This is a genomic window from Streptomyces sp. NPDC046805 (assembly GCF_040645355.1).
Lineage (GTDB): Bacteria > Actinomycetota > Actinomycetes > Streptomycetales > Streptomycetaceae > Streptomyces.
In genome coordinates this window covers 136157-157047 of record NZ_JBEYYC010000006.1, presented here as the reverse complement: position 1 = coordinate 157047, position 20891 = coordinate 136157, and the positions used below count along the sequence as shown (strand labels likewise).

Genomic DNA, 20891 nt, shown 5'->3' with positions numbered 1-20891 from the left:
AGGATCCGGCAACTCGCCACTTCGCGATGATCTTGCTCAATTTCCGGGGACGGCCGCCCAGTTGTGGACAACTCGGCCACCCACAAGAGTGATCCAGTCGGATACCGGTGTCACCGCGGCGACACGACCACGCCCAGCAGCCCCGGCCCGGTGTGCGCCCCGATCACGGCGCCGACCTCGCTGACGTGCAGGTCGGCCAGCCCCGGCACCCGCGTCCGGAGCCGGTCGGCGAGGGCGGACGCCCGGTCGGGGGCGGCGAGATGGTGGACCGCGATGTCGACCTCCGCGCCGGCCGCACGGTCGGCCACGATCTCCTCGAGGCGGGCGATCGCCTTCGACGCCGTGCGCACCTTCTCCAGGAGTTCGATGCGACCGCCGTCCAGCTGCAGCAGCGGCTTCACGGCGAGCGCGGAGCCGAGCAGCGCCTGGGCGGCACCGATGCGGCCGCCGCGGCGCAGATAGTCGAGCGTGTCGACGTAGAAGTACGCGGAGGTGCCCGCGGCCCGCTTCTCGGCGGCGGTGACGGCCTCGTCCACGGTGCCGCCCGCCTCCGTCACCTCGGCCGCGGCGAGCGCGCAGAAGCCGAGCGCCATCGCGACCATCCCGGTGTCCACCACCCGCACCGGCACCGGCGCCTCGCGGGCCGCGACGACCGCGGCGTCGTACGTGCCCGACAACTCGGCGGACAGGTGCAGCGAGACGATGCCGGTGGCGCCGGACTCGGCGACTCTGCGGTAGGTCTCCGCGAACATCTCGGGGCTGGGGCGGGACGTGGTGACGGGCCGCCGCTTCTGCAGTGCCTGGGCCAGGGAGCGCGTCGAGATCTCGGTGCCCTCTTCGAGTGCCTGGTCGCCGAGGACCACGGTCAGGGGCACCGCGGTGATGCCGTGGCGCTCCATCGTCCGGGGCGGCAGGTAGGCCGTGGAATCGGTGACGATCGCGACATGGCGGGACATGAGCTGGAGGTTACCTGGCGTAGCGCACAGGCGGCAGACCGACCCCTCCCATACCGCCCGGGCGCGGCCGGATCAGGGGTCAAGTGGTGCGCTCGGGGCGGGGTTTCCGCTGCCAGGGGTACTCCGGACGCCTGCCGGACCGGGTGAGGGCGGGACGGGCAGCTTCGGCGGTGGAACGGGCCGGTTCGTCGGCGGGGCCTGACGGCTGTCCTGCCTCCGGCCGGGGCGGCGTCGCCGAGGGCTCCGTACGCTGCCAGTGCCGCAGTGCGCCCGCCTCGACGTCTATCTGAGCGCTCAGCGCGTCCAGGTCGTCCTCGGCGAAGCGGTGGGCGCGGTCGCGCACGGCCCAGCGCAGCGAGTCCGCGGACCGGGTGATGCGCTCGGTACGGCGGCGCAGCTCGGGCAGCCGCTCCGCGAGCGTCGCTCTGTCGGGCTCGAAGTCCAGGCGCCTGAGTTCGTCGTCCAGTTCGCGCCCGTGCACGCTGAGCCGGTCGAAGAGGCCGAGGGACTCCTTCAGCGACTCGTCGACCTGTACACCTGCCCCCAGCGCGTCCTGGGTGGCGCGCATCGAGGTGCGCAGGGTGAGCCGGAGCTGGGCGATCTCGCCCGCGGGACCGAGCCGGGCGAGGGACTTGGCGCGCAGCGTGTGGTCCTCGACCGTGCGGCGCGCCTGGGTGACCGTCCGGTCGACACCGCGCTTGGCGGCGCCGACCGCCTTGACCGCGGCGTAGGCGCCGACGGCCACGAAGAGCAGGAAGAGCACGGCGAAGACTGCGATCACTGCTTCCACGACGCTCCACCTCCAGCCGACGCGGGGCAGATCGCTCCGCTCTTCAACGGTAAACGCAAGCGGGCAGGCTCGGGGTTCCCGCTGAACCCTGAACCTGCCCGTAGGGGACTACCCGGAGGCGGCGTCCCGGCCTTTACGCCGAGGCGCCCGAGGCTCACGCCGGGACGATGTTCACCAGCTTCGGCGCCCGCACGATGACCTTGCGGATCCCGGCGCCGTCCAGCGCGGCGACGACCCGCTCGTCGCCCAGCGCCACCTTCTCCAGCTCCTCGTCGGAGATGGACGGCGGCACCTCCAGGCGGGCCTTGACCTTGCCCTTGATCTGCACGACGCAGGTCACGGTCTCGTCGACGACGTACGCCGGGTCGGCCACGGGGAAGTCCTGGTGGACGACCGAGTCGGTGTGGCCCAGCTTGTGCCACAGCTCCTCGGCGATGTGCGGGGCCAGCGGCGCGGCCATCAGCACCAGCGGCTCGGCGACCGAGCGCGGCAGGGCGCCGCCCGCCTTGGTCAGGTGGTTGTTCAGCTCGGTGACCTTGGCGATGGCGGTGTTGAAGCGCAGGCCCTCCAGGTCCTGGCGCACGCCGTCGATCGCCTTGTTCAGGGCACGCAGCGTGTCCTCGCCGGGCTCGGCGTCGGTGACGGTGACCTCACCGGTCGCCTCGTCGACGATGTTGCGCCACAGCCGCTGCAGCAGGCGGAACTGGCCGACCACCGCGCGCGTGTCCCACGGCCGGGAGACGTCCAGCGGGCCCATCGCCATCTCGTACAGGCGCAGCGTGTCCGCGCCGTACTCGGCGGCGATCTCGTCCGGGGTGACCGCGTTCTTCAGGGACTTGCCCATCTTGCCCAGCAGGCGGCTGACCTTCTCGCCCTGGTGGTAGTACGCGCCGTCGCGCTCCTCCACCTCGGCGGCCGGCACCGCGATGCCGCGGCTGTCGCGGTAGACGTAGGCCTGGATCATGCCCTGGTTGAACAGCTTGTGGAACGGCTCCGCGGAGGAGACGTGCCCCAGGTCGAACAGGACCTTGGACCAGAAGCGCGCGTACAGCAGGTGCAGCACGGCGTGCTCGGCGCCGCCGACGTACAGGTCGACACCGCCGTGCGGCTGGCCCGCGCGCGGGCCCATCCAGTACCGCTCGATCTCGGGGTCGACCAGCTGCTGGTCGTTGTGCGGGTCCAGGTAACGGAACTCGTACCAGCACGAACCCGCCCAGTTGGGCATGGTGTTGGTCTCGCGGCGGTACTTCTTCGGGCCGTCACCCAGGTCCAGGGTGACGTTGACCCACTCCTCGTTGCGCGACAGCGGCGTCTCGGGCTGGGTGTCGGCATCGTCGGGGTCGAAGGTGCGCGGGCTGTAGTCCTCGACCTCGGGCAGCTCCAGCGGCAGCATCGACTCGGGCAGCGCGTGGGCGATGCCGTCCTCGTCGTAGACGATCGGGAAAGGCTCGCCCCAGTAGCGCTGACGGCTGAACAGCCAGTCGCGCAGGCGGAAGTTGACGGTGCCCTCGCCGATGCCCTTGCGCGCCAGCCACTCGGTGATGCGCGCCTTGGCGTCCACGACGCCCAGGCCGTCCAGCCTCACGTCGTCGCTGGAGGAGTTGACCAGCTTCGCGTCGTACGAGACGAAGGCGTCGTCCCACGTCGACGTGTCGGTGCCGCGGTCGTCGGACGGCTCGACGACGCAGCGGATCGGCAGCTCGAAGGCGCGCGCGAACTCGAAGTCGCGCGCGTCGTGGCCCGGTACGGCCATGATCGCGCCGGTGCCGTAGCCCATCAGCACGTAGTCGGCGATGAAGACCGGGATCCGCTCGCCGTCGACCGGGTTGGTCGCGAACGCGCCCGTGAAGACGCCGGTCTTGTCCTTGGCCTCGGCCTGGCGCTCGACGTCCGACTTCGAGGCGGCCTGCGCGCGGTACGCGGCGACGGCCTCGGCGGGGGTCGCGTGGCCGCCGGTCCACGCCTCGTGGGTGCCCTCCGGCCAAGCGGCCGGGGTGAACTTCTCGACCAGCGGGTGCTCGGGGGCCAGCACCATGTAGGTCGCGCCGAACAGGGTGTCGGGGCGGGTGGTGAAGACCGTGATGTGCTCGCCGTCGATCGGGAAGTCGACGCGGGCGCCCTCGGAGCGGCCGATCCAGTTGCGCTGCTGCAACTTGATGGCCTCGGGCCAGTCCAGCTCGTCCAGGTCCTCCAGCAGCCGCTCCGCGTAGGCGGTGATCCGCATGTTCCACTGGCGCAGCTTGGCCTTGAAGACCGGGTAGTTGCCGCGCTCGGAGCGGCCGTCGGCGGTGACCTCCTCGTTGGCCAGCACGGTGCCCAGGCCGGGGCACCAGTTGACCGGCGAGTCGGAGGCGTAGGCCAGGCGGAACTCGCTCAGCACGTCGGCACGCTCGTCGGCGGTCAGTTCGTTCCACGCGCGCGTGTGGCCGGGAACGGTGCGCTCACCGGACTCGAACTGGGCGATCAGCTCGGAGATCGGGCGGGCCTTCTTCGCCTCGTCGTCGTACCAGGAGTTGAAGATCTGCAGGAAGATCCACTGGGTCCACTTGTAGTAGGCCGGGTCGATCGTGGCGAACGACCGGCGCTTGTCGTGGCCCAGGCCCAGCCGGCGCAGCTGGGCCTTCATGTTGTTGATGGCCGCCTCGGTGGTGACGCGAGGGTGCTCGCCGGTCTGCACGGCGTGCTGCTCTGCGGGCAGGCCGAAGGCGTCGAAGCCCAGGGTGTGCAGGACGTTGTGGCCGGTCATGCGCTGGAACCGGGCGTAGACGTCGGTGGCGATGTAGCCCAGGGGGTGGCCGACGTGCAGGCCGGCACCGGAGGGGTACGGGAACATGTCCATGATGAACTTCTTGGGCCTGGCGACCACCGCGGGGTCACCGGCCAGGTCACCCTTCGGGTTCGGCGCCGCGTACGTCCCCTCGGCGTCCCAGAAGTCCTGCCAGCGTGCCTCGATGTCGGCGGCCACGGCGGCCGTGTAGCGGTGCGGCGCGGCCTCCGCCGGCACGGCAGCGGCGGCAGCGGGGTTCGTCTCGCTCATGATCCTCAAAGCTCCATCGATCGTCTCTGCCTGCGGAAACGAAAAAGCCCCTCGCACAGGAGGGGACGCCGCGCCGATGCCGACCACTCGACTCTTCGCGAGGGTCGGGACTGATCAGCGCGGCCCGCTAAGCAGAAGGCGTACGGCACGCATGGCGCCTAGGGTACCGCAGCCCTTGAGCAAGCCGCGACGCGCTTCCGTATGCCTGGGTGACACGGCAAGCCCCTGAATCAAGGTCAAGGATTACTTCGCGTAACACCCGCTAAGGGACACCACAACAGACGCATTGTCGTTTGATAACAACGCAATAACTCAAACCTCGTACTGAGCGGTATGGCGCCGCTTACAGTTCGGCAGCGGGACCGCTTTCCCGAACGGCTCGGAGTCGCCCCCATGAATCCTCGTCGTAGTACCAGTTCACTCCCCAAACCCGGCCGGTCGGCCTACGGAGTGGCGAGCGCTGTCGCCCTGCTTCTCATACCCGTGGTCGTGCTGGTCGGAGGCGACCGCCTCCGCGACTTCCTGAACTTCGGCGCGGGTGTGCTGTCCCTCGTCTCGCTCAGCTGCTCGGTGATCTGGGGCCTGGTCGCCCAGGACCGGATCTTCCTCAACACGCGCCAGCGGATCGTCGGCCAGGCCGTGCACCGGACGACGGCGGTCGCCTCGATCGCGTTCCTGCTGCTGCACATCACCACGAAGGTGGCGCTCGACCACACCCAGTTGATCGCCGCGATCATTCCGTTCTCGCTCGGCCTCACCGGGAGCGGCGGACTGATCGGGCTCGGCTCGGTGGCCGGCCTCCTGATGATCTTCGTGGGTGTCACCGGCGCCCTGCGCAGCAACTTCGCCTCCCCCGCCCCGGTCGCCGCCCGCTGGCGGGCCATGCACATGCTGGCCTATCCGGCCTGGTGCGCGGCGCTGGTGCACGGCCTGTACGCGGGCCGTCAGGCCAAGCCGCTCTTCGTCGTCCTCTACGGCCTGTCCCTGCTCGGCGTCATGGGAGCGCTCGCCCTGCGTGCTGCGCCCCGCCCGGTCAAGCGCACCATCGCCGACCGGCTCGTCTCGGTCATTGGCTCCGCGGAGCGGCCCGGCCTCGACGAGCCGGCCATGAGCCGCTCCCGGACCCCCGAGGCCGGGTCGGCGCTGCCGGGCTACGGACGGCAGGCGGAGTTCGCCGACGCCGTGGCCTCCCCGCGGCGCGCGGGGGCGCCCTCGGCACCGCCGTACGACGCTCCGGCGGCCCCGCAGCCCGCGACGGGATTCGCGGCCGCCTACCGGGCCGTCTCGACGCCCCCGCAGCCCCGGCAGTCCTTCGCGACCGGCCGCAGCGCGCGCGTGGACCTGCCGACGGACCTGCAGGCCACGGAGGCGATGCCGCGCGTGGACGGCCCCGCCGGCAGCTGGCCGATCCCCTCCCCGCCGCCGGTCGGCGAGGCGCGCCCGTCCTCCTACGACCCGTTCCAGGACACCGGGCACGACATCCCGGTCTACGGCACGTCGGGCACCGGCGGATACGGCGACGGTTACGTCTACGACACCGGTGAGACGAACACGCTCTCCCACACGTACAACCAGAACGACACGTACAACAGCGGTCCCGCCACTGAAACATCGCCCGGCGCCTCGTTCGACGCACCGGGTTCGGGCGAACCTTGGAACATGCCTTCCGGAGGCCATAGGTGAACGAGGCCCTGCCCGACGTCCCAGAAGTCCGCGTGGTCGGCCTTCCCCAGCTCACGTCGGGCTTCGACCTTGTCGAAAGACTCGATCTGCCCATGCACCTGAAGGTGCACGGGCCGCTCGACCCCCTCGGCGGCGAGCAGCTCGCGCAGCTCGCCGACCGCATCAACCTGAAGGGCCGCGGCGGCGCGGGTTTCCCCTTCCACAAGAAGCTGCGCTCGGTCGCCGAATCGGCGATCAAACGCGGCGTCCGGCCGGTCGTCGTCGTCAACGGGAGCGAGGACGAACCGGCCTGCCGCAAGGACACGGTGCTCATCAACCGTGCCCCGCATCTCATCCTGGACGGCGCGCTGCTGTGCGCGGAGGCCCTGGGTGCCCGCACGCTCGTGGTGGGGGTCACCCGGGAATCCACCCAGCGCTCCATGGAGGCCGCGCTCGCCGAACGCGGCCTCAGCAACAGCCGAAGATCAGCGCTCCGCGCGTGGGTGCAGCGCAACCCGGTCCGCATGGTCACCGGCGCCGCCGCGTCGCTGGTCCGCTCGATCGACGGCGGCCCGGCGATCCCGCCCGGCCGCAAGGTCAGCGCCTCGCAGACCGGCGTCGGCGGTGCGCCCACGCTGCTGTCGAACGCCGAGACGTTCGCGCAGCTGGCGATCGCCGCCCGCATCGGCCCGGAGCGCTACGGCAACACCGGTCTGTACGACGAGCCGGGTACCGTGATGCTGACGGTCTCCGGCGCGGTCGCCCGCCCGATGGTGATCGAGGTCCCCACGGGCGTCCCCCTGCGCTACGTCCTCCAGCTGGCCGGCGCCCCACCGGTCCCGCAGGGCGTGCTGACCGGCGGCTACCACGGCAAGTGGATCGACGCGGCCACGGTCGACGAGGCGATCGTCTCCCGCAACTCGCTGGACGCGGTGGGGGGTTCACTCGGCGCCGGCGCGATCCTGCCCATCGGCCAGGAGACCTGCCCGCTGGGCGAGTCGCTCAGGGTGGCCCAGTGGCTGGCCGAGGAGAGCGCGGGCCAGTGCGGGCCCTGCTACCTCGGTCTGCCCGCCGCCGCGCGCGGGATGGAGGACATCCTCAACGGCGGCGGGCCGGCCGCCCTGGAGGCGCTCAAGCAGGTCGCCAAGAACGTGAAGCGGCGCGGCGCGTGCTCGCATCCGGACGGCTCGGCGATGTTCCTGGAGTCGACCGTCAAGGCGTTCACCGACGACCTCGCCGCGCACGTCCTCGGAAACGGCTGCGGACGGCCCGTGGAGGGCGTTCTGCCGCTCTTCGAGGGGGGCAGGGCCCCGACGGGCATCCCGGGCGGCGGAGAGCCGCAGGAGACCGGCGCCAGCCGTCAGAAGATCTACGTCGACTGGACGCTGTGCCGGGGCCACGGCCTGTGCGCGGACATCCTCCCGGAGGTCTTCGAACTGGGCGCCGACGGCTTCCCGACCGTCGCCCAGGCGCAGGTGCCGCGGTACGCGGAGGCGAAGGCGCTGCGTGCGGTGCGCCGCTGCCCGGCGCTGGCGCTGCGCCTCGAAGACGACACGCGCGCGCAGGCACCGGCCCGCAACCTCCCGGTCGTCTCCCCGGGCCGCGGCCGCCGGGCCCTCGGCCGCTGAACCGCGACGAAAGGCGGGTCACCCGAGCTCGGACGACCCGCCTTTCGTACACGCCCTCTGCCGTACGTCCGCGCACCACTGTCCGCACAACGCCGAAGGCGGACCATCCGTTAGGATGATCCGCCTTCGACTCCTGTGGAGCTAAGGAGAATTGAACTCCTGACCTCCTGCATGCCATGCAGGCGCTCTACCAACTGAGCTATAGCCCCTTGCTTTGCTCCGCCCGGTCTCCCCGGCGGCGACGCCAACATTACACGGTCAACCGGGTGCAACACCAAATCGTTTCCGTTCTGTACGGATACGGGCGTTAGTGTCGGGCTTCGTGACCGTGAACGCGCCCTCCGCAGCCCGCCGCCGTGTCCCGGTCGCCCTGAGGGTGTGCCTGTTCTCCTTCGCGGCGTTCTGGGTCGCCCAGCGGGCCGCGCACGTCACGATGATCGACCTGCTGGTCTACCGGGCCGAGGGAGCGGCCGTCCTCGGCGGAGGCGACCTGTATGCGCTGCGGGCGACCCCGGCCCACCTGCCCACCACCTACCCGCCGTTCGCGGCGCTGCTGTTCACGCCGCTGACGCTCCTCGACACCGCGGGCCTGCGCGTGCTGGCGACGGCCGGAAACCTCGCCCTCCTGGTGGCGTTCGTGCGGCTGTCGCTGAAACTCGTGGGGCACGCGCGCGTGGAGAGCGTCTGGTGGGTCGCCGCTGCGGCCGTGTGGTGCGAGCCGGTGTGGACGACGGTGCGCTACGGACAGGTCAATCTGCTGCTCGCGGTCCTCGTGCTGGGAGACCTCGCGGACCGCTCCCCGGGCAGCCGGGCCCGCTGGGCCGGAGCCGGCCTCGGGCTCGCCGCGGCCGTCAAGCTGACGCCGGCGCTGTTCGCGGTCTTCCTGGCCGTCACCGGTGTCGTGGCGTACGTCAGGGGTGCCGACGGAGGACCGTGGCTGCGGCACGCGCGCGGGGCGGCCGTTTCGTTCGCCGCGGCGACGCTCTTCGCGGTGGCCGTCCTGCCGTACGACTCGTGGCGGTTCTGGAGCGACATGGTCTTCCGCACGGGCCGGGTCGGGTATGCCGAGGCGACCGCCAACCAGGCCCTGCGCGGCGTTCTGGCGAGGCTGCTGCACACGCCCGAGCCGGGGGCACCCTGGGTCGTCCTGGCGGCGCTGGTGGCCGTGGCGGGGCTGTCCGTGGCGGTCGCCGCGGAGTTGCGGGGCGAGCGGCCCTGGGCGGTGACCGCCTGCGCGACGACGGCGCTGCTGATCTGCCCGGTGTCGTGGTCGCACCACTGGGTCTGGTGCGTGCCGATGGTGCTGCTGCTGTGTACGAGCGGGCGTCAGGGGGCAGCCGTGGGCGCGCTGCTGGTCTTCTGCTCGTACGCCCTGTGGTGGGTTCCGCACGGGTCGGCGCGGCCCGAACTGCACCAGAACATCGCCGAGTTGACGCTGTCGATGCTCTACGCGGGGGCGGGCTGCCTCTTTATCGCCCTCGCCGGGACGGCACTTCGCGCCCCGGCGCGGATCGAACCGCGGCCGGCTCAGGCCGTGACGAACGAATAGAACCGCTTGAGGGTGCAGTGCTCCTCGAGGAGCCGGCCGTAGATGGGCTCGCCGTCCAGTTCGCGGTACGTCTCGATCGGGTCGCCTTTTATGATCAGCGCCCGCGCGCATTCCTCGCACCAGTACTGGTAGTCGGGGTTGACCGGTTCCATGTCGCGGACGATGGGCGTACCGCTGTCGCACCAGTCGCACTTCCGCCTGTGTGCACCCATCGATCAGCTCCAGCTGTGGCCGCAGGCCGTGCACACGTAGGAGATCCCGCCGTTGTCACCGAGGACTTGGGCCACATGTCCGGAACCGCAGGAAGGGCAGCTGAGGTGGGTGCCCGTGTCCCGTATCAACGCCGCATCGCGGAGGTGGCCGACCTCCTCGAGGATGCTCGCAGGCATCGCTACTCCCTCCCGTCGGGCCGCGCCCCCTTCCGGCCGTTTGATTCTGCCACGGCCGGACCAATACGGTCAGCGACGCCTTAGTACCAGTCCGGCCACAGCATGCGCCTCCCCAGAGATATACGCCCCGCGGCCCCGAGCGACTCAAGCCCACGGATGGCCTGATACAGAAAATCCCGCCCCCCTGAGGGGACGGGATCCTCGTCACCGATCGTTGACAACTCGTCCGAGTGTCGATCTGTGGAGCTAAGGAGAATTGAACTCCTGACCTCCTGCATGCCATGCAGGCGCTCTACCAACTGAGCTATAGCCCCTTGCGTTCTTCCCGCTCGGCGGGGCGAACAAGAAGAACTTTAGCCTGTGACCTGCCGGAAAGTGAAATCCGGGTCCCGAGGCCCTGGGGGGGCGCTCAGTCGTCGTCGCCGAGGACGGGCTCCGGGAGGGTGCCCGCGTTGTGCTCCAGCAGGCGCCAGCCGCGGGCACCTTCACCGAGGACGGACCAGCAGCAGTTGGACAGGCCGCCGAGGCTCTCCCAGTGCTGCGCCTCCAGGCCGAGCAGACGCCCGATGGTGGTGCGGATGGTGCCGCCGTGGCTGACCACCACGAGCGTGCCGTCGTCGGGCAGCTTGTCGGCGTGCCGGAGCACGACGGGGGCCGCACGGTCGGCGACCTCGGTCTCCAGCTCGCCGCCGCCGCGGCGAACGGGCTCGCCACGCTTCCACGCGGCGTACTCGTCGCCGTACCGGGAGATGATCTCCTCGTGCGTCAGCCCCTGCCAGACGCCCGCGTAGGTCTCGCGCAGGCCCTCGTCGCGGGTGATGTCGAGGCCGGTGAGGGCGGCGAGCTCGGCGGCCGTGTCCGTGGCCCGCTGCAGGTCCGAGGCGACGATCGCGTCGGGCCTGAGAGAAGCGAGCAGCCGGGCGGAGCGGCGGGCCTGCTCGATGCCGGCCCCGGTGAGCTCGACGTCCGTGGAGCCCTGGAAGCGGCGCTCCACGTTCCAGGAGGTCTGGCCGTGCCGCCACAGGATGATGCGGCGGCCCCGGCCCGGCTTCTGGTCGATGACCTCGCCGGTGGCGCTCATCGCCACTCCTCGCCCAGCTCGGCCTCGTCCTCGGCGGCCTTCAGCTTGGCGTGCTCCTCGGCCTTGCCCCGGGTGGCCTTGGCGTCGGTCGGCAGCTCGATCTCGGGGCAGTCCTTCCACAGCCGCTCCAGGGCGTAGAAGACGCGCTCCTCGCTGTGCTGGACGTGGACGACGATGTCGACGTAGTCGAGCAGGATCCAGCGGGCGTCGCGGTCGCCCTCACGGCGTACGGGCTTGGCGCCGAGTTCCTTCAGGAGCCGCTCCTCGATCTCGTCGACGATCGACTTGACCTGGCGGTCACTGGGAGCGGAGGCGAGCAGGAAGGCGTCCGTGATCGACAGGACATCGCTCACGTCGTAGGCGATGACGTCGTGGGCGAGCTTGTCGGCGGCCGCCTGGGCGGCGGTGTTGATGAGCTCGAGAGAACGGTCTGTGGCGGTCACTGCGTGGCTTTCCGTCGGCGGTCACTTGACACCAAGGATCTCACGGACGGCCGGGAGCACCCACGGGAAGACCCCCGAGGGCGCCCCGCAATCCCCGGACCGCGCCGCGGCACCCCGCGTGACGGCAGGGTCACGCGGGGTGCCGTACGGCACTCAGGAGGACGACGGCGAGTAGTCCTGGCCGAGGACCACCGAGACATCGGCGTTCCCACCGACCGTGCCCTTTGCGACGGAGGTCGCGGGCAGGCCCAGGGTCTTGGCGACCTCGGTGGCGTTCTCCTTGTCGGCGGCGTCCGCGTAGGTCACCTTGGACGTGGCCTGGGCCGCGGGAGCGGCGCCGGCCTCGAGGAAGCTGAAGCCGCCGTTGAGCAGCACCACGCGGGCCTTCTGGGTGTTGTCCTTGAGGCCGGTGGCGTTCTGGACGGAGACCCGGACGGCCGAGCCCTTCTTGGGGCTCTTCGCGGTGCCGCCCAGGATGTTCTTCACGACGCTCTCGCTGGTCTGCGCGCTCAGCGTGCCGTCGGCCTGGACGGGCAGCAGCGTCGTCCTGTAGTCGCCGCCCTTCGCCTGGTCGGCGAGCTTGGCGAGGAAGGCGCCGAGGTTCTTGTCGGACAGCGGCGGCTCGATGATCTGCCCCAGCGTCTGCACGGTGGTGGTCGCGGCCTGCGGGTCGGAGGACATCTTGCGCAGCACGCCCTGCATGACCTGGCCGAACCGCTGCAGTTGGGCGTCCGGCAACTCGCCGGGAGCGCGGTAGGTGGCGTAGGCGACGGCCATCTTGCCGCTGAGGGTCTGGCCCTTGCCCCGGTGGACGAGCGGCCCGGTGCCCTTCTTCTTCGCGGTGGTGTCGGGCACGTCGGTGTCGGTGTCGACCTCGATGTTGCCGACCAGGTCGACGAGGTTCTGCAGGTAGGGGGTGTCGAGGCGCCAGGTGCCCTCGATGTCCGTACCGAGGACGGTGTCGAGCTGGTCGCGGGTACCTGACGAGCCGTCGCCGTCGACCGACTTGGCGAGGGTCGTCACGGCGCCGTCGTCGTCGGTCAGGGTGAGGGAGTTGGGCAGCAGGACGGTGGAACCCCGCTTGGTGGTCGTGTTGTCGACGAGCAGCGCCGTGGAGGTGCCGCCCTTCGCGGTGTTGTGCAGGTGGACGACGATCACGTCGCGGTTCTGCGCACCGACGGCCGTCGCGGTGCCGGACGTGGTCCCCGACGACGCCAGGAAGGGCAACTTCCCTGCGTACCAGAGGTATCCGACGCCGCCGACCGCGGTCAGGGCGACGACGACGACCAGGGCGACGAGGCGGCTGCGGGCGCGGCGGCGGGCCTCCTCGCGGCGTTCGGTGCGGTTCTCGGTGAACTTGAGCCAGTCGATGACGTCCCCGGAGGCGCCGTCCGGCTCCTCGGCGAACGCGAACTGCTCGTCCTGGTAGCCGCGTTCACGATTCTCCGGGGGCCGCACCTCCTCGGCCCGGCCCGGCCCGGTCTGCTGCGGGATGCGGGTGGTGTGCTCGGCGCCCCGGGCCGGCGGGCCCCCGGCCCCCGGCTGCCCGTAGGGGTCGTGCGGCGCAGCGGAACCGCCGCCCGGCGCACCCGCTGCGGACCCGTAGGGGTCGTAGGAGGGGACGGGCGGCTGCTGTCCGGTGTCGTAGCTGTCGTACGACGGGACGCGCTGCTGCGGTCCGGTGGCGTACGGGTCGCTTCCGTAGCCCTGCTGCTGTGCATATGGGTCGTACGTCGCCTGGGAGGCCTGCTGCGCCGGGTTCTGGCGGTACACGGGCTGTCCGTACTCGTCGTAGCCGACGAGCTCGTACTGGTCGCCCCCGTACGCCGGGTCGTATCGGTCGTTCACCGGTGCCCCTCTCGGCTCATTCGCCGCGGTACAGCTCGCGTTTGTCGATGTAGCGCACCACTCCGTCGGGCACCATGTACCAGATGGGGTCGCCATTGGCGACTCTCGCACGGCAGTCTGTGGAGGAGATGGCCAGGGCGGGCACCTCGACGAGCGAGACGCCGCCTTCCGGCAGGCCCGCGTCGCTCAGATGGTGGCCGGGCCTGGTGACGCCGATGAAGTGCGCGAGGGAGAACAGCTCGGCCGTGTCGCGCCAGGTCAGAAGCTGGGCGAGGGCGTCCGCACCGGTGATGAAGTAGAGGTCGGTGTCGGGGTTGAGCGCACGCAGGTCGCGCAGGGTGTCCACGGTGTAGGTGGGGCCGCCGCGGTCGATGTCGATGCGGCTCACCGAGAACTGCGGGTTCTCGGCGGTCGCGATGACCGTCATCAGATAGCGGTCCTCGGCCGGGGACACCTTGCGGTGGGTCTTCTGCCACGGCTGGCCGGTGGGGACGAACACCACCTCGTCGAGCTGGAACAGCGCGGCGACCTCGCTGGCCGCCACGAGGTGCCCGTGGTGGATCGGGTCGAACGTCCCGCCCATGACGCCGAGGCGGCGTTTGCCCATGTGCATGTCCTGCTCTCCCATGCGTGCAGACCCTACCGGCCCGGCCTGCGGACCTCGCCCGCCGGACCCCCGGGTACGGCCCGGCGGCGGGCGACCGGGGTCGGACGGGCGACCGGGATCAGCGGTCGCGGTTGAACCGCGTGGTGATCCACAGCAGGAGCAGCAGGACGATGAACGCGCTGCCACCGGTGACGAGCGGGTTGAGGCTGTTGTGGTTGCCTCCGTGCTCCTCGCCCTCGGCGGCGAGGGCGACCAACTGGGCAGCAGTGCTGTGGAAGCTCATCTTCGGCAGGACCTATCCGGTGTGGGCGGGATAAAGACGTCGGCTCATCGTAAAGGGACGGCTCGGCGCCGATCACGCCGACTCCGTTGTTGCGGACGAACGGGGATCCGGGCCGATGCGGAGACCCGTCCGGGCGCGGGGAACGATCCGGGCGCCTCAGTCGTCCTTCCGCTTGTACCCGCTCAACAGGAACCAGCCGGTCAGCACGCAGCCGAGGACCATCACGACGAGAACGACCCGGAGAAGATTCCCCGACCCGCCCTGCTGGACGGCGCTCGCGGCCTCGGTCAGCCAGGCGGCTGCGGGGGTGTGCTCCATGGTGTGGACTCCTTCGGCTGTACTGCCCGTCCACGGTATATCCGCCTAGGCTGGGCCCTGCCTCGGGGGGCACAGGGGCGACACAGACGCACTTGGGGGAAGACATGTCCGACGACGGCCACGGGGACAACGGGCACCGGAACGTGCCGAGCAGGCAGCGCAGGCGCTTCCCGGGGATCTCCTCGCGCGCGTACGAGCATCCCGCCGACCGCTCCGCCCTGGTGGCGCTGCGGAAGCTGAGCGGCTTCGACACGGTCTTCAAGGCGCTCAGCGGGCTGCTCCCGGAGCGGAGCCTCAGGCTGCTGTTCCTGTCCGACTCGGTACGCGTCTCGGACCAGCAGTTCTCGCACCTGAACGTCATGCTGCGCGACGCCTGTTACATCCTGGACCTGGAGAAGGTCCCCCCGATGTACGTCACGCAGGACCCGCAGCCGAACGCGATGTGCATCGGCCTGGACGAGCCGATCATCGTCGTGACCACGGGGCTCGTCGAACTGCTCGACGAGGAGGAGATGCGGGCGGTCGTCGGCCATGAGACAGGGCACGCGCTGTCCGGGCACGCGGTGTACCGCACGATACTGCTGTTCCTGACCAGCCTGGCGGTGAAGGTCGCCTGGATCCCGCTGGGCAACCTCGCGATCATGACGATCGTGACGGCGCTGCGGGAGTGGTTCCGCAAGTCGGAGCTGTCCGCCGACCGTGCGGGCCTGCTGGTCGGGCAGGACCCGCGGGCCTCGATGCGCGGCCTGATGAAGATGGCGGGCGGCAACCACCTGCACGAGATGAACGTCGACGCGTTTCTGAAGCAGGCCGAGGAGTTCGACGCCGGGGGCGATCTGCGGGACTCCGTACTGAAGATCCTGAACGTGCTGCCCCGCACCCATCCCTTCGCCGCGGTCCGTGCGGCCGAGCTGAAGAAGTGGTCCGAGTCCCGCGACTACCAGCGGATCATGGACGGCCACTACCCGCGGCGCAGCGGGGACGGGGACACCTCGGTCGGCGACTCCTTCCGCGAGTCGGCGGCGAGCTACGCCGACGACATGAAGAGCTCCAAGGACCCCCTGATGAAGCTGGTCACGGACCTCGCGGGCGGGGCCGGCAACCTGGGCGGCCGGGTACGGCGCGGCTTCCAGGGCTTCGCGAGCCCGCCGCCGCCGAAGGGGCAGGGTCCGGAGGGCCAGGGGACGGAGAGCGACGGGACGGCGGAGCAGGGCCCCGCCGATCGGCCGCCGACGGACACCGGCACGGGCACGGACACGGCGGCGCGCGACGACGACTGACGGGTACGGCCCCTCGGCATCACGGCATCACGGCATCACAGCGTCACGGCTTCGGCTGCGCCCCGGCCGCCAGCGTCCCGCACAGGGCCGTGGCACTCCCCGTGGCGTACGGGTTGGTGCCCGCCGGGCCGCCCGACCTGGCGGTCTGGCCCGCCAGGAGCGGCTGAAGGTGGTAGATGGAGTTCCCGGCGCAGGACAGCGGGCCCGCCTGGACGTAGGAGACGATCAGCTGGGCCTGGCGGGTGCGCAGGTCGGCGCGGTCGAAGCGGAAGGTCAGCTCGCGGCGGACGGTGAACAGGGAGGCCGGGGCGTGCGCGTCGGCACCGACGGGCCGGAGCGCGTACACGAAGGTGTGGTCCGCGGTGACCTCCAGCGTGGAGGGGTCGGTCTCGGCGGCCTGGAGGCTGCCCTGGACCCGGATCCTGCGGTCGGCCAGCTCCACGGCGGGGTCGAAGCGCACCAGCCATCCGGTGGGCGCGTGCCGTCCGTCCGCGGCCGGATGCCGGAAGCTCTGGTCGAACTGGTCGAGTTGGTCGGGGTCGAGGAGGACGCGCGCGGGCCTGACCTGGCTGCTGTCCAGCACCTCGGGGTAGAGCGAGGAGCGGACGATGTAGTCCTTCGCCGTGGTCAGGGCCGCCACGACGTCGCTGTCGGAGAAGTGCGCGGTGCGTCGCGAGGCGGGCAGCGGTATCCCCTCGGCGCCGACGCTGAACTGCGCGGCGGGGCTGTGCGTGTACAGGTACTCGGCGTCGGGGGACCCGGGCACCTTGCCCTGCGGGGAGAGCGGGATGACGGTCATGCGCAGGGGCTCGACGGGCTGCCGGGCCTGGGGCGCTCCGTAGGGATGGCGGACGCCCATGTAGATCGCGGTGCCGAAGGCGACGGCGATCAGCAGGACGAGTATCAGCGCCTGCCGGGACAGTCCCCGGTGCAGGGGCGGGCGCCGGCGCACGGCGGGGGCGTGGTCGGCCATACGTTCCTGCGCGGAGTACTCCTGCAGGCGGGCAGCACGAATGAACGACTCGTCGAACACGACGGATCGGTATTCGTCCTCTCCACCACCGGGAGTGCCTTCGGGTGTCCCCTCAGGTGGTTCTCCTGGCCCGCCCATATCTTCAGAGTAGGTCCCGTGGGGCTCGGGTAAACGCCCTGGTACACGACAAGTTCTGACAGGTTCTCACCAGGAGCGCGAAAGTTCCTGTCAGGAGGGTGCACGGCCGCTCAGGGCGAGCGCGGGATCGCCGACACCACCGGCCGGGAGGAGTCGGCGGAGGCGGAGGGGGCCGCCGCGCTGCCCTGTTCCAGGCCGGTGGAGGCGGGCGCGGGGACCTCCCTGCTGCCCGCGGAGGCGCTGCGGTAGACGGCCGCGAAGGCCAGGGCGACCATGCCGACGCCCATCACGAGGGCGAGGACCCAGGCGACGGGGCGGTGCCAGCGGACGTGCCGGCCGTAGGCCCCGGAGGCGCCGTGGCGGCCCTCGGAGGCGTGGGGGTCGTCGGAGTCGTCCAGGTAGTCGAAGGGCCGGTCATGGCGGATGTCGTGACCGTCGGGGTCGTATCCGTCGTCGTACCGCTCGCCCCGGGCATGGGCCCGGCGGGCCTCGGCCTCGTGGGCCTCGGCTCTGGCCTGCGCGGCGGCCAGGAGGCGCTCGACCGCGGTCGGCTCGTGCACCGCGGCCGCCCGGACGAAGGCCTCGTCGAAGACCACGGAGGCGAACTCTTCGTCCGACACCCCGTGGTCGTGGTCGTCGTCGGGCTCCCAGCCGTCAGGGAACGGCGTGCCCCCCACGTCCTCCGGCACGCCTCCAGAGTAGACCTGGGGGGTCAATTTGGGCAGACGGTATGGAAATTCATCCGGTCCAAGGGATACCCGGCGAGGCCTGCCGAACGCCCGTCAGCCGCGGACGTGCCCGTCGCCGGTGACGATGTACTTCGTGCTGGTCAGCTCCGGCAGGCCCATCGGGCCGCGGGCGTGCAGCTTCTGCGTCGAGATGCCGATCTCCGCGCCGAAGCCGAACTGGCTGCCGTCGGTGAAGCGGGTGGAGGCGTTGACGGCGACGGTGGTGGAGTCGACCAGCCGGGTGAACCGGCGGGCTGCCTGCTGCGAGGTGGTGACGATCGCCTCGGTGTGGCCGGAGGTCCACAGCCGGATGTGCTCGACGGCCTTGTCGAGGGAGTCGACGACGGCCGCGGCGATGTCGTACGACAGGTACTCGGTCTCCCAGTCCTCCGGCGTCGCCTCGACGACGGTCGCCCCGGAGTCCTTGGCGTACGCCAGCACGCGCTCGTCGGCGTGGACGGTGACCCCGGCCTCGGCGAGGGCGTCCAGGGCGCGCGGCAGGAACTCCGGGGCGATGTCCTGGTGGACCAGGAGCGTCTCGGCGGCGTTGCAGACGCTGACCCGCTGGGCCTTGGAGTTGAGCAGGATCTCGATCGCCATGTCGATGTCGGCCGCCGCGTCGACGTAGACGTGGCAGTTGCCGGTGCCGGTCTCGATGACGGGGACGGTGGACTCGCTCACCACGGTCCGGATCAGGGAGGCGCCGCCGCGCGGGATCAGCACGTCGACCAGGCCGCGGGCGCGCATCAGCTCGCGCACGCTCTCGCGGCTCTCGCCGGGCACCAGCTGGACGGCGTCGGCGGGCAGCCCGGCCCCGCCCACGGCGTCGCGGATCACCCGGACCAGGGCGGTGTTCGACTCGTACGCGGAGGCCGAGCCGCGCAGCAGCACCGCGTTGCCGGACTTCAGGCACAGGGCGGCGGCGTCGACGGTGACGTTGGGGCGGGCCTCGTAGATGATGCCGACGACGCCGAGCGGGACGCGGACCTGGCGCAGGTCGATGCCGTTGGGGAGGGTCGAGCCGCGCACGACCTCGCCGACCGGGTCGGGCAGCTGCGCGACGTCCCGGACGTCGGAGGCGATGGCGCGGACCCGCTCGGGGGTGAGGGTGAGCCGGTCGACGATCGCCTCGCTGGTGCCGGCCTCGCGGGCCTTCGCGACGTCCTTGGCGTTGGCCTCGACGATCTCGGCCGTACGGACCTCCAGCGCGTCCGCGACGGCGAGCAGCGCGTCGTCCTTCGCGGCGCGCGGCAGCGGCGCGAGGTCGGCCGCGGCGGCCTTGGCGCGATAGGCAGCCCGGGTGACCGGGGACATGGCGTCGTACGGCGAGAGCGTGGTCATGGGGGAAGGGTAGTGCGCCGACCCGGTCCGTCTCCGCGTCATTTCGCACCGCGAGACGGGGTCAAAAGGGGTGAACTCCCACGGGTGTCGCGGGCGGCGGCCCGTACCCCTCGGCGATGCGCTGGTGGTAGGTCTCGCGGTCGATGACCTCCAGGCCGACGATCTCCCAGGCGGGCAGCCCCGCGCTCTGGCGGTGCTCGCCCCACAGGCGCAGGGCGACGGCCGCCGCGTCGTGCAGGTCGCGGGCCTCTTCCCAGTACCGGATCTCGGCGTGGTCGTTCGCGTATCTGCTGGTCAGCAGGAAGGGGTGGTCGTGGGCGAGCTGTTCCAGGGCGCGCCGCAGCTCCTTCGGCGGCACCTCCTCCCCGGAGACGCTGAGGGTCACGTGCCACAGGCGGGGCAGGTCCATCGGTGCCTCGAAGCGGTCGCCGGCCGCGACACTCGTCAAGGGGCGCTCCTCGGCCGTGCCGCGGACGGGGGAATCACCGTGGGATGCCGTCGCCCCAGGGCGCACTCGTCTCACCACGGCCTCCTTCACCCGGCGCTCGCGCGGAACGTTCCCCTTGGACACGTCCCAGTTGAGCAGGCCGCACGGCTCCGCGTGGTGGTTTTACGGAACGTCCCCCACCGGGGTCGCCCGCCGCGGCCCGGTTTACGCGTGCAGGATCACCAGGTCATCCCTGTGGACGACCTCGCGTTCGTAGCCCGGGCCGAGTTCGCGCGCCAGCTCCCGCGTCGAACGCCCGATCAGCCGCGGGATCTCCCTGGCGTCGAAGTTGACCAGCCCGCGGGCCACCGCGCGCCCCTCGGTGTCGCGCAGCTCGACCGGGTCCCCGGCGCTGAACTCGCCCTCGACGGCGGCGATCCCGGCCGGCAGCAGCGAGGTACGCCGCTCGACGACCGCGCGCACCGCCCCGTCGTCGAGGGTGAGCGCACCCTGCGGGGCGGAGGCGTGCTGCAGCCACAGCAGGCGGTGGGCGGAGCGCTTGCCGGTGGGGTGGAAGTAGGTGCCGGTGTCGCCGCCGGAGAGGGCGTCGGCGGCATGGACGGCGCTGGTGAGGACGACGGGGATGCCTGCGGCGGCCGCGATCCGGGCGGCCTCGACCTTGGTGACCATGCCGCCGGTGCCGACGCCGGCCTTGCCCGCGCTGCCGATCTCCACCTCGGCCAGGTCGGCGGGCGCGCGTACCTCCGCGATCCGCGAGGTGCCGGGCCTGCCGGGGTCGCCGTCGTACACGCCGTCGACGTCGGACAGCAGCACCAGCAGGTCGGCGTGGACGAGGTGGGCGACGAGGGCGGCGAGGCGGTCGTTGTCGCCGAAGCGGATCTCGTCGGTGGCGACGGTGTCGTTCTCGTTGACGATCGGCAGCGCGCCCATCGCCAGCAGCTTGTCGAGGGTGCGGGAGGCGTTGCGGTGGTGGGCGCGGCGGCTCATGTCGTCGGAGGTGAGCAGGACCTGGCCTACCCGGACGCCGTAGCGGGCGAAGGAGGCGGTGTAGCGGGCGACGAGCAGGCCCTGGCCGACGCTGGCCGCGGCCTGCTGCCGGGCGAGGTCCCGGGGGCGACGGCGCAGGCCGAGCGGGGCGAGGCCCGCGGCGATGGCACCGGAGGAGACCAGGACGATCTCCCTCTCTCCCCCGCTTCTGCTCTTGGCGAGAACATCGACGAGCGCGTCGACGCGGTCGGCGTCCAGGCCGCCGGACGCGGTGGTCAGCGACGAGGAGCCGACCTTGACGACGATCCTGCGGGCCTCGCCCACGGCCTGCCTTGCCCTTGCCACGTTTCCCTCTGCCCCTCGTTCGGATCCGGCGCATCCCGCCGCGCCGCCCTGTCCGGCAAT

20 protein-coding genes and 2 tRNA genes are annotated in these 20891 nt (G+C 71.3%); 4 read left to right on the top strand and 18 right to left on the bottom strand.

Going from position 1 to position 20891, the window contains the following annotated elements; genetic code table 11:
* Positions 1-110 precede the first annotated feature (110 nt).
* The 3 genes from ABZ910_RS09490 to leuS form a co-directional block, all read right to left on the bottom strand.
* The gene (locus ABZ910_RS09490; protein ID WP_361361287.1) at positions 111-956 is read right to left on the bottom strand and encodes a DegV family protein; all 846 of its coding nucleotides are present in this window, start codon (positions 954-956) and stop codon (positions 111-113) included.
* 79 nt (positions 957-1035) lie between these two features.
* Positions 1036-1746, bottom strand: coding sequence for a hypothetical protein (locus ABZ910_RS09485; protein WP_361361286.1), 711 nt, complete (start codon positions 1744-1746; stop codon positions 1036-1038).
* A gap of 154 nt (positions 1747-1900) precedes the next feature.
* On the bottom strand, positions 1901-4783 hold the full coding sequence (gene leuS, locus ABZ910_RS09480; RefSeq protein ID WP_361361284.1) for a leucine--tRNA ligase: 2883 nt from the start codon (positions 4781-4783) through the stop codon (positions 1901-1903).
* Positions 4784-5176: 393 nt separating this feature from the next.
* Between leuS and ABZ910_RS09475 the strand changes: the two genes are divergently transcribed.
* Together ABZ910_RS09475 and ABZ910_RS09470 are read left to right on the top strand one after the other, a co-directional pair.
* Complete coding sequence (locus tag ABZ910_RS09475) at positions 5177-6466, top strand: cytochrome b/b6 domain-containing protein (RefSeq protein ID WP_361361282.1); 1290 nt, start codon at positions 5177-5179, stop codon at positions 6464-6466.
* On the top strand, positions 6463-8073 hold the full coding sequence (locus ABZ910_RS09470; RefSeq protein WP_361361280.1) for an NADH-ubiquinone oxidoreductase-F iron-sulfur binding region domain-containing protein: 1611 nt from the start codon (positions 6463-6465) through the stop codon (positions 8071-8073). Before ABZ910_RS09475 ends, ABZ910_RS09470 begins: the two co-directional genes overlap by 4 nt.
* Before the next feature lie 136 nt (positions 8074-8209).
* Here ABZ910_RS09470 and ABZ910_RS09465 read toward each other — a convergent pair.
* Positions 8210-8282 (bottom strand) — tRNA-Ala (locus ABZ910_RS09465).
* Positions 8283-8395: 113 nt separating this feature from the next.
* On the opposite strand from ABZ910_RS09465, the gene ABZ910_RS09460 reads away from it, so the two are divergent.
* Positions 8396-9622, top strand: coding sequence for a glycosyltransferase 87 family protein (locus ABZ910_RS09460; protein WP_361361278.1), 1227 nt, complete (start codon positions 8396-8398; stop codon positions 9620-9622).
* Here the strand turns inward: ABZ910_RS09460 and ABZ910_RS09455 are convergent.
* The 9 genes from ABZ910_RS09455 to ABZ910_RS09415 all read right to left on the bottom strand — a co-directional run bounded on the left by ABZ910_RS09455 (position 9601) and on the right by ABZ910_RS09415 (position 14591).
* Positions 9601-9834 carry a hypothetical protein gene (locus tag ABZ910_RS09455; RefSeq protein ID WP_361361276.1) on the bottom strand — a complete coding sequence of 78 codons (234 nt, stop codon included), beginning with the start codon at positions 9832-9834 and terminating at the stop codon, positions 9601-9603. The two genes, ABZ910_RS09460 and ABZ910_RS09455, sit on opposite strands and share 22 nt — an antisense overlap.
* Before the next feature lie 3 nt (positions 9835-9837).
* Positions 9838-10011, bottom strand: coding sequence for a hypothetical protein (locus ABZ910_RS09450; protein ID WP_361361274.1), 174 nt, complete (start codon positions 10009-10011; stop codon positions 9838-9840).
* Between the two features lie 241 nt (positions 10012-10252).
* Positions 10253-10325 (bottom strand) — tRNA-Ala (locus ABZ910_RS09445).
* A 95-nt stretch (positions 10326-10420) separates the two neighbouring features.
* Positions 10421-11092, bottom strand: a complete 672-nt coding sequence (locus ABZ910_RS09440) for a histidine phosphatase family protein (RefSeq protein WP_361361272.1) — start codon at positions 11090-11092, stop codon at positions 10421-10423.
* Positions 11089-11535, bottom strand: coding sequence for a ribosome silencing factor (rsfS, locus tag ABZ910_RS09435; RefSeq protein WP_361361270.1), 447 nt, complete (start codon positions 11533-11535; stop codon positions 11089-11091). Before rsfS ends, ABZ910_RS09440 begins: the two co-directional genes overlap by 4 nt.
* A 153-nt stretch (positions 11536-11688) precedes the next feature.
* Positions 11689-13383, bottom strand: a complete 1695-nt coding sequence (locus ABZ910_RS09430; protein ID WP_361361268.1) for an LCP family protein — start codon at positions 13381-13383, stop codon at positions 11689-11691.
* Between the two features lie 16 nt (positions 13384-13399).
* The gene (gene nadD / locus ABZ910_RS09425; RefSeq protein ID WP_361361267.1) at positions 13400-14011 is read right to left on the bottom strand and encodes a nicotinate-nucleotide adenylyltransferase; all 612 of its coding nucleotides are present in this window, start codon (positions 14009-14011) and stop codon (positions 13400-13402) included.
* A gap of 97 nt (positions 14012-14108) precedes the next feature.
* On the bottom strand, positions 14109-14273 hold the full coding sequence (locus tag ABZ910_RS09420) for a hypothetical protein (protein ID WP_361361265.1): 165 nt from the start codon (positions 14271-14273) through the stop codon (positions 14109-14111).
* A 156-nt stretch (positions 14274-14429) separates the two neighbouring features.
* Entirely contained in the window at positions 14430-14591 is a 162-nt protein-coding gene (locus ABZ910_RS09415; RefSeq protein ID WP_361361264.1) for a hypothetical protein, read from the bottom strand.
* A gap of 104 nt (positions 14592-14695) precedes the next feature.
* On the opposite strand from ABZ910_RS09415, the gene ABZ910_RS09410 reads away from it, so the two are divergent.
* The gene (locus ABZ910_RS09410) at positions 14696-15871 is read left to right on the top strand and encodes a M48 family metallopeptidase (protein WP_361361262.1); all 1176 of its coding nucleotides are present in this window, start codon (positions 14696-14698) and stop codon (positions 15869-15871) included.
* 43 nt (positions 15872-15914) lie between these two features.
* Here ABZ910_RS09410 and ABZ910_RS09405 read toward each other — a convergent pair whose 3' ends face one another.
* The 5 genes from ABZ910_RS09405 to proB all read right to left on the bottom strand — a co-directional run bounded on the left by ABZ910_RS09405 (position 15915) and on the right by proB (position 20810).
* Complete coding sequence (locus tag ABZ910_RS09405; RefSeq protein ID WP_361361260.1) at positions 15915-16982, bottom strand: hypothetical protein; 1068 nt, start codon at positions 16980-16982, stop codon at positions 15915-15917.
* Between the two features lie 110 nt (positions 16983-17092).
* Complete coding sequence (locus tag ABZ910_RS09400; RefSeq protein WP_361361258.1) at positions 17093-17671, bottom strand: hypothetical protein; 579 nt, start codon at positions 17669-17671, stop codon at positions 17093-17095.
* Positions 17672-17764: 93 nt separating this feature from the next.
* Positions 17765-19051 carry a glutamate-5-semialdehyde dehydrogenase gene (locus ABZ910_RS09395; protein ID WP_361361256.1) on the bottom strand — a complete coding sequence of 429 codons (1287 nt, stop codon included), beginning with the start codon at positions 19049-19051 and terminating at the stop codon, positions 17765-17767.
* A gap of 61 nt (positions 19052-19112) precedes the next feature.
* Entirely contained in the window at positions 19113-19565 is a 453-nt protein-coding gene (locus tag ABZ910_RS09390) for a hypothetical protein (protein WP_361361436.1), read from the bottom strand.
* 138 nt (positions 19566-19703) lie between these two features.
* Positions 19704-20810 carry a glutamate 5-kinase gene (gene proB, locus ABZ910_RS09385; protein WP_361361434.1) on the bottom strand — a complete coding sequence of 369 codons (1107 nt, stop codon included), beginning with the start codon at positions 20808-20810 and terminating at the stop codon, positions 19704-19706.
* Positions 20811-20891 lie beyond the last annotated feature (81 nt).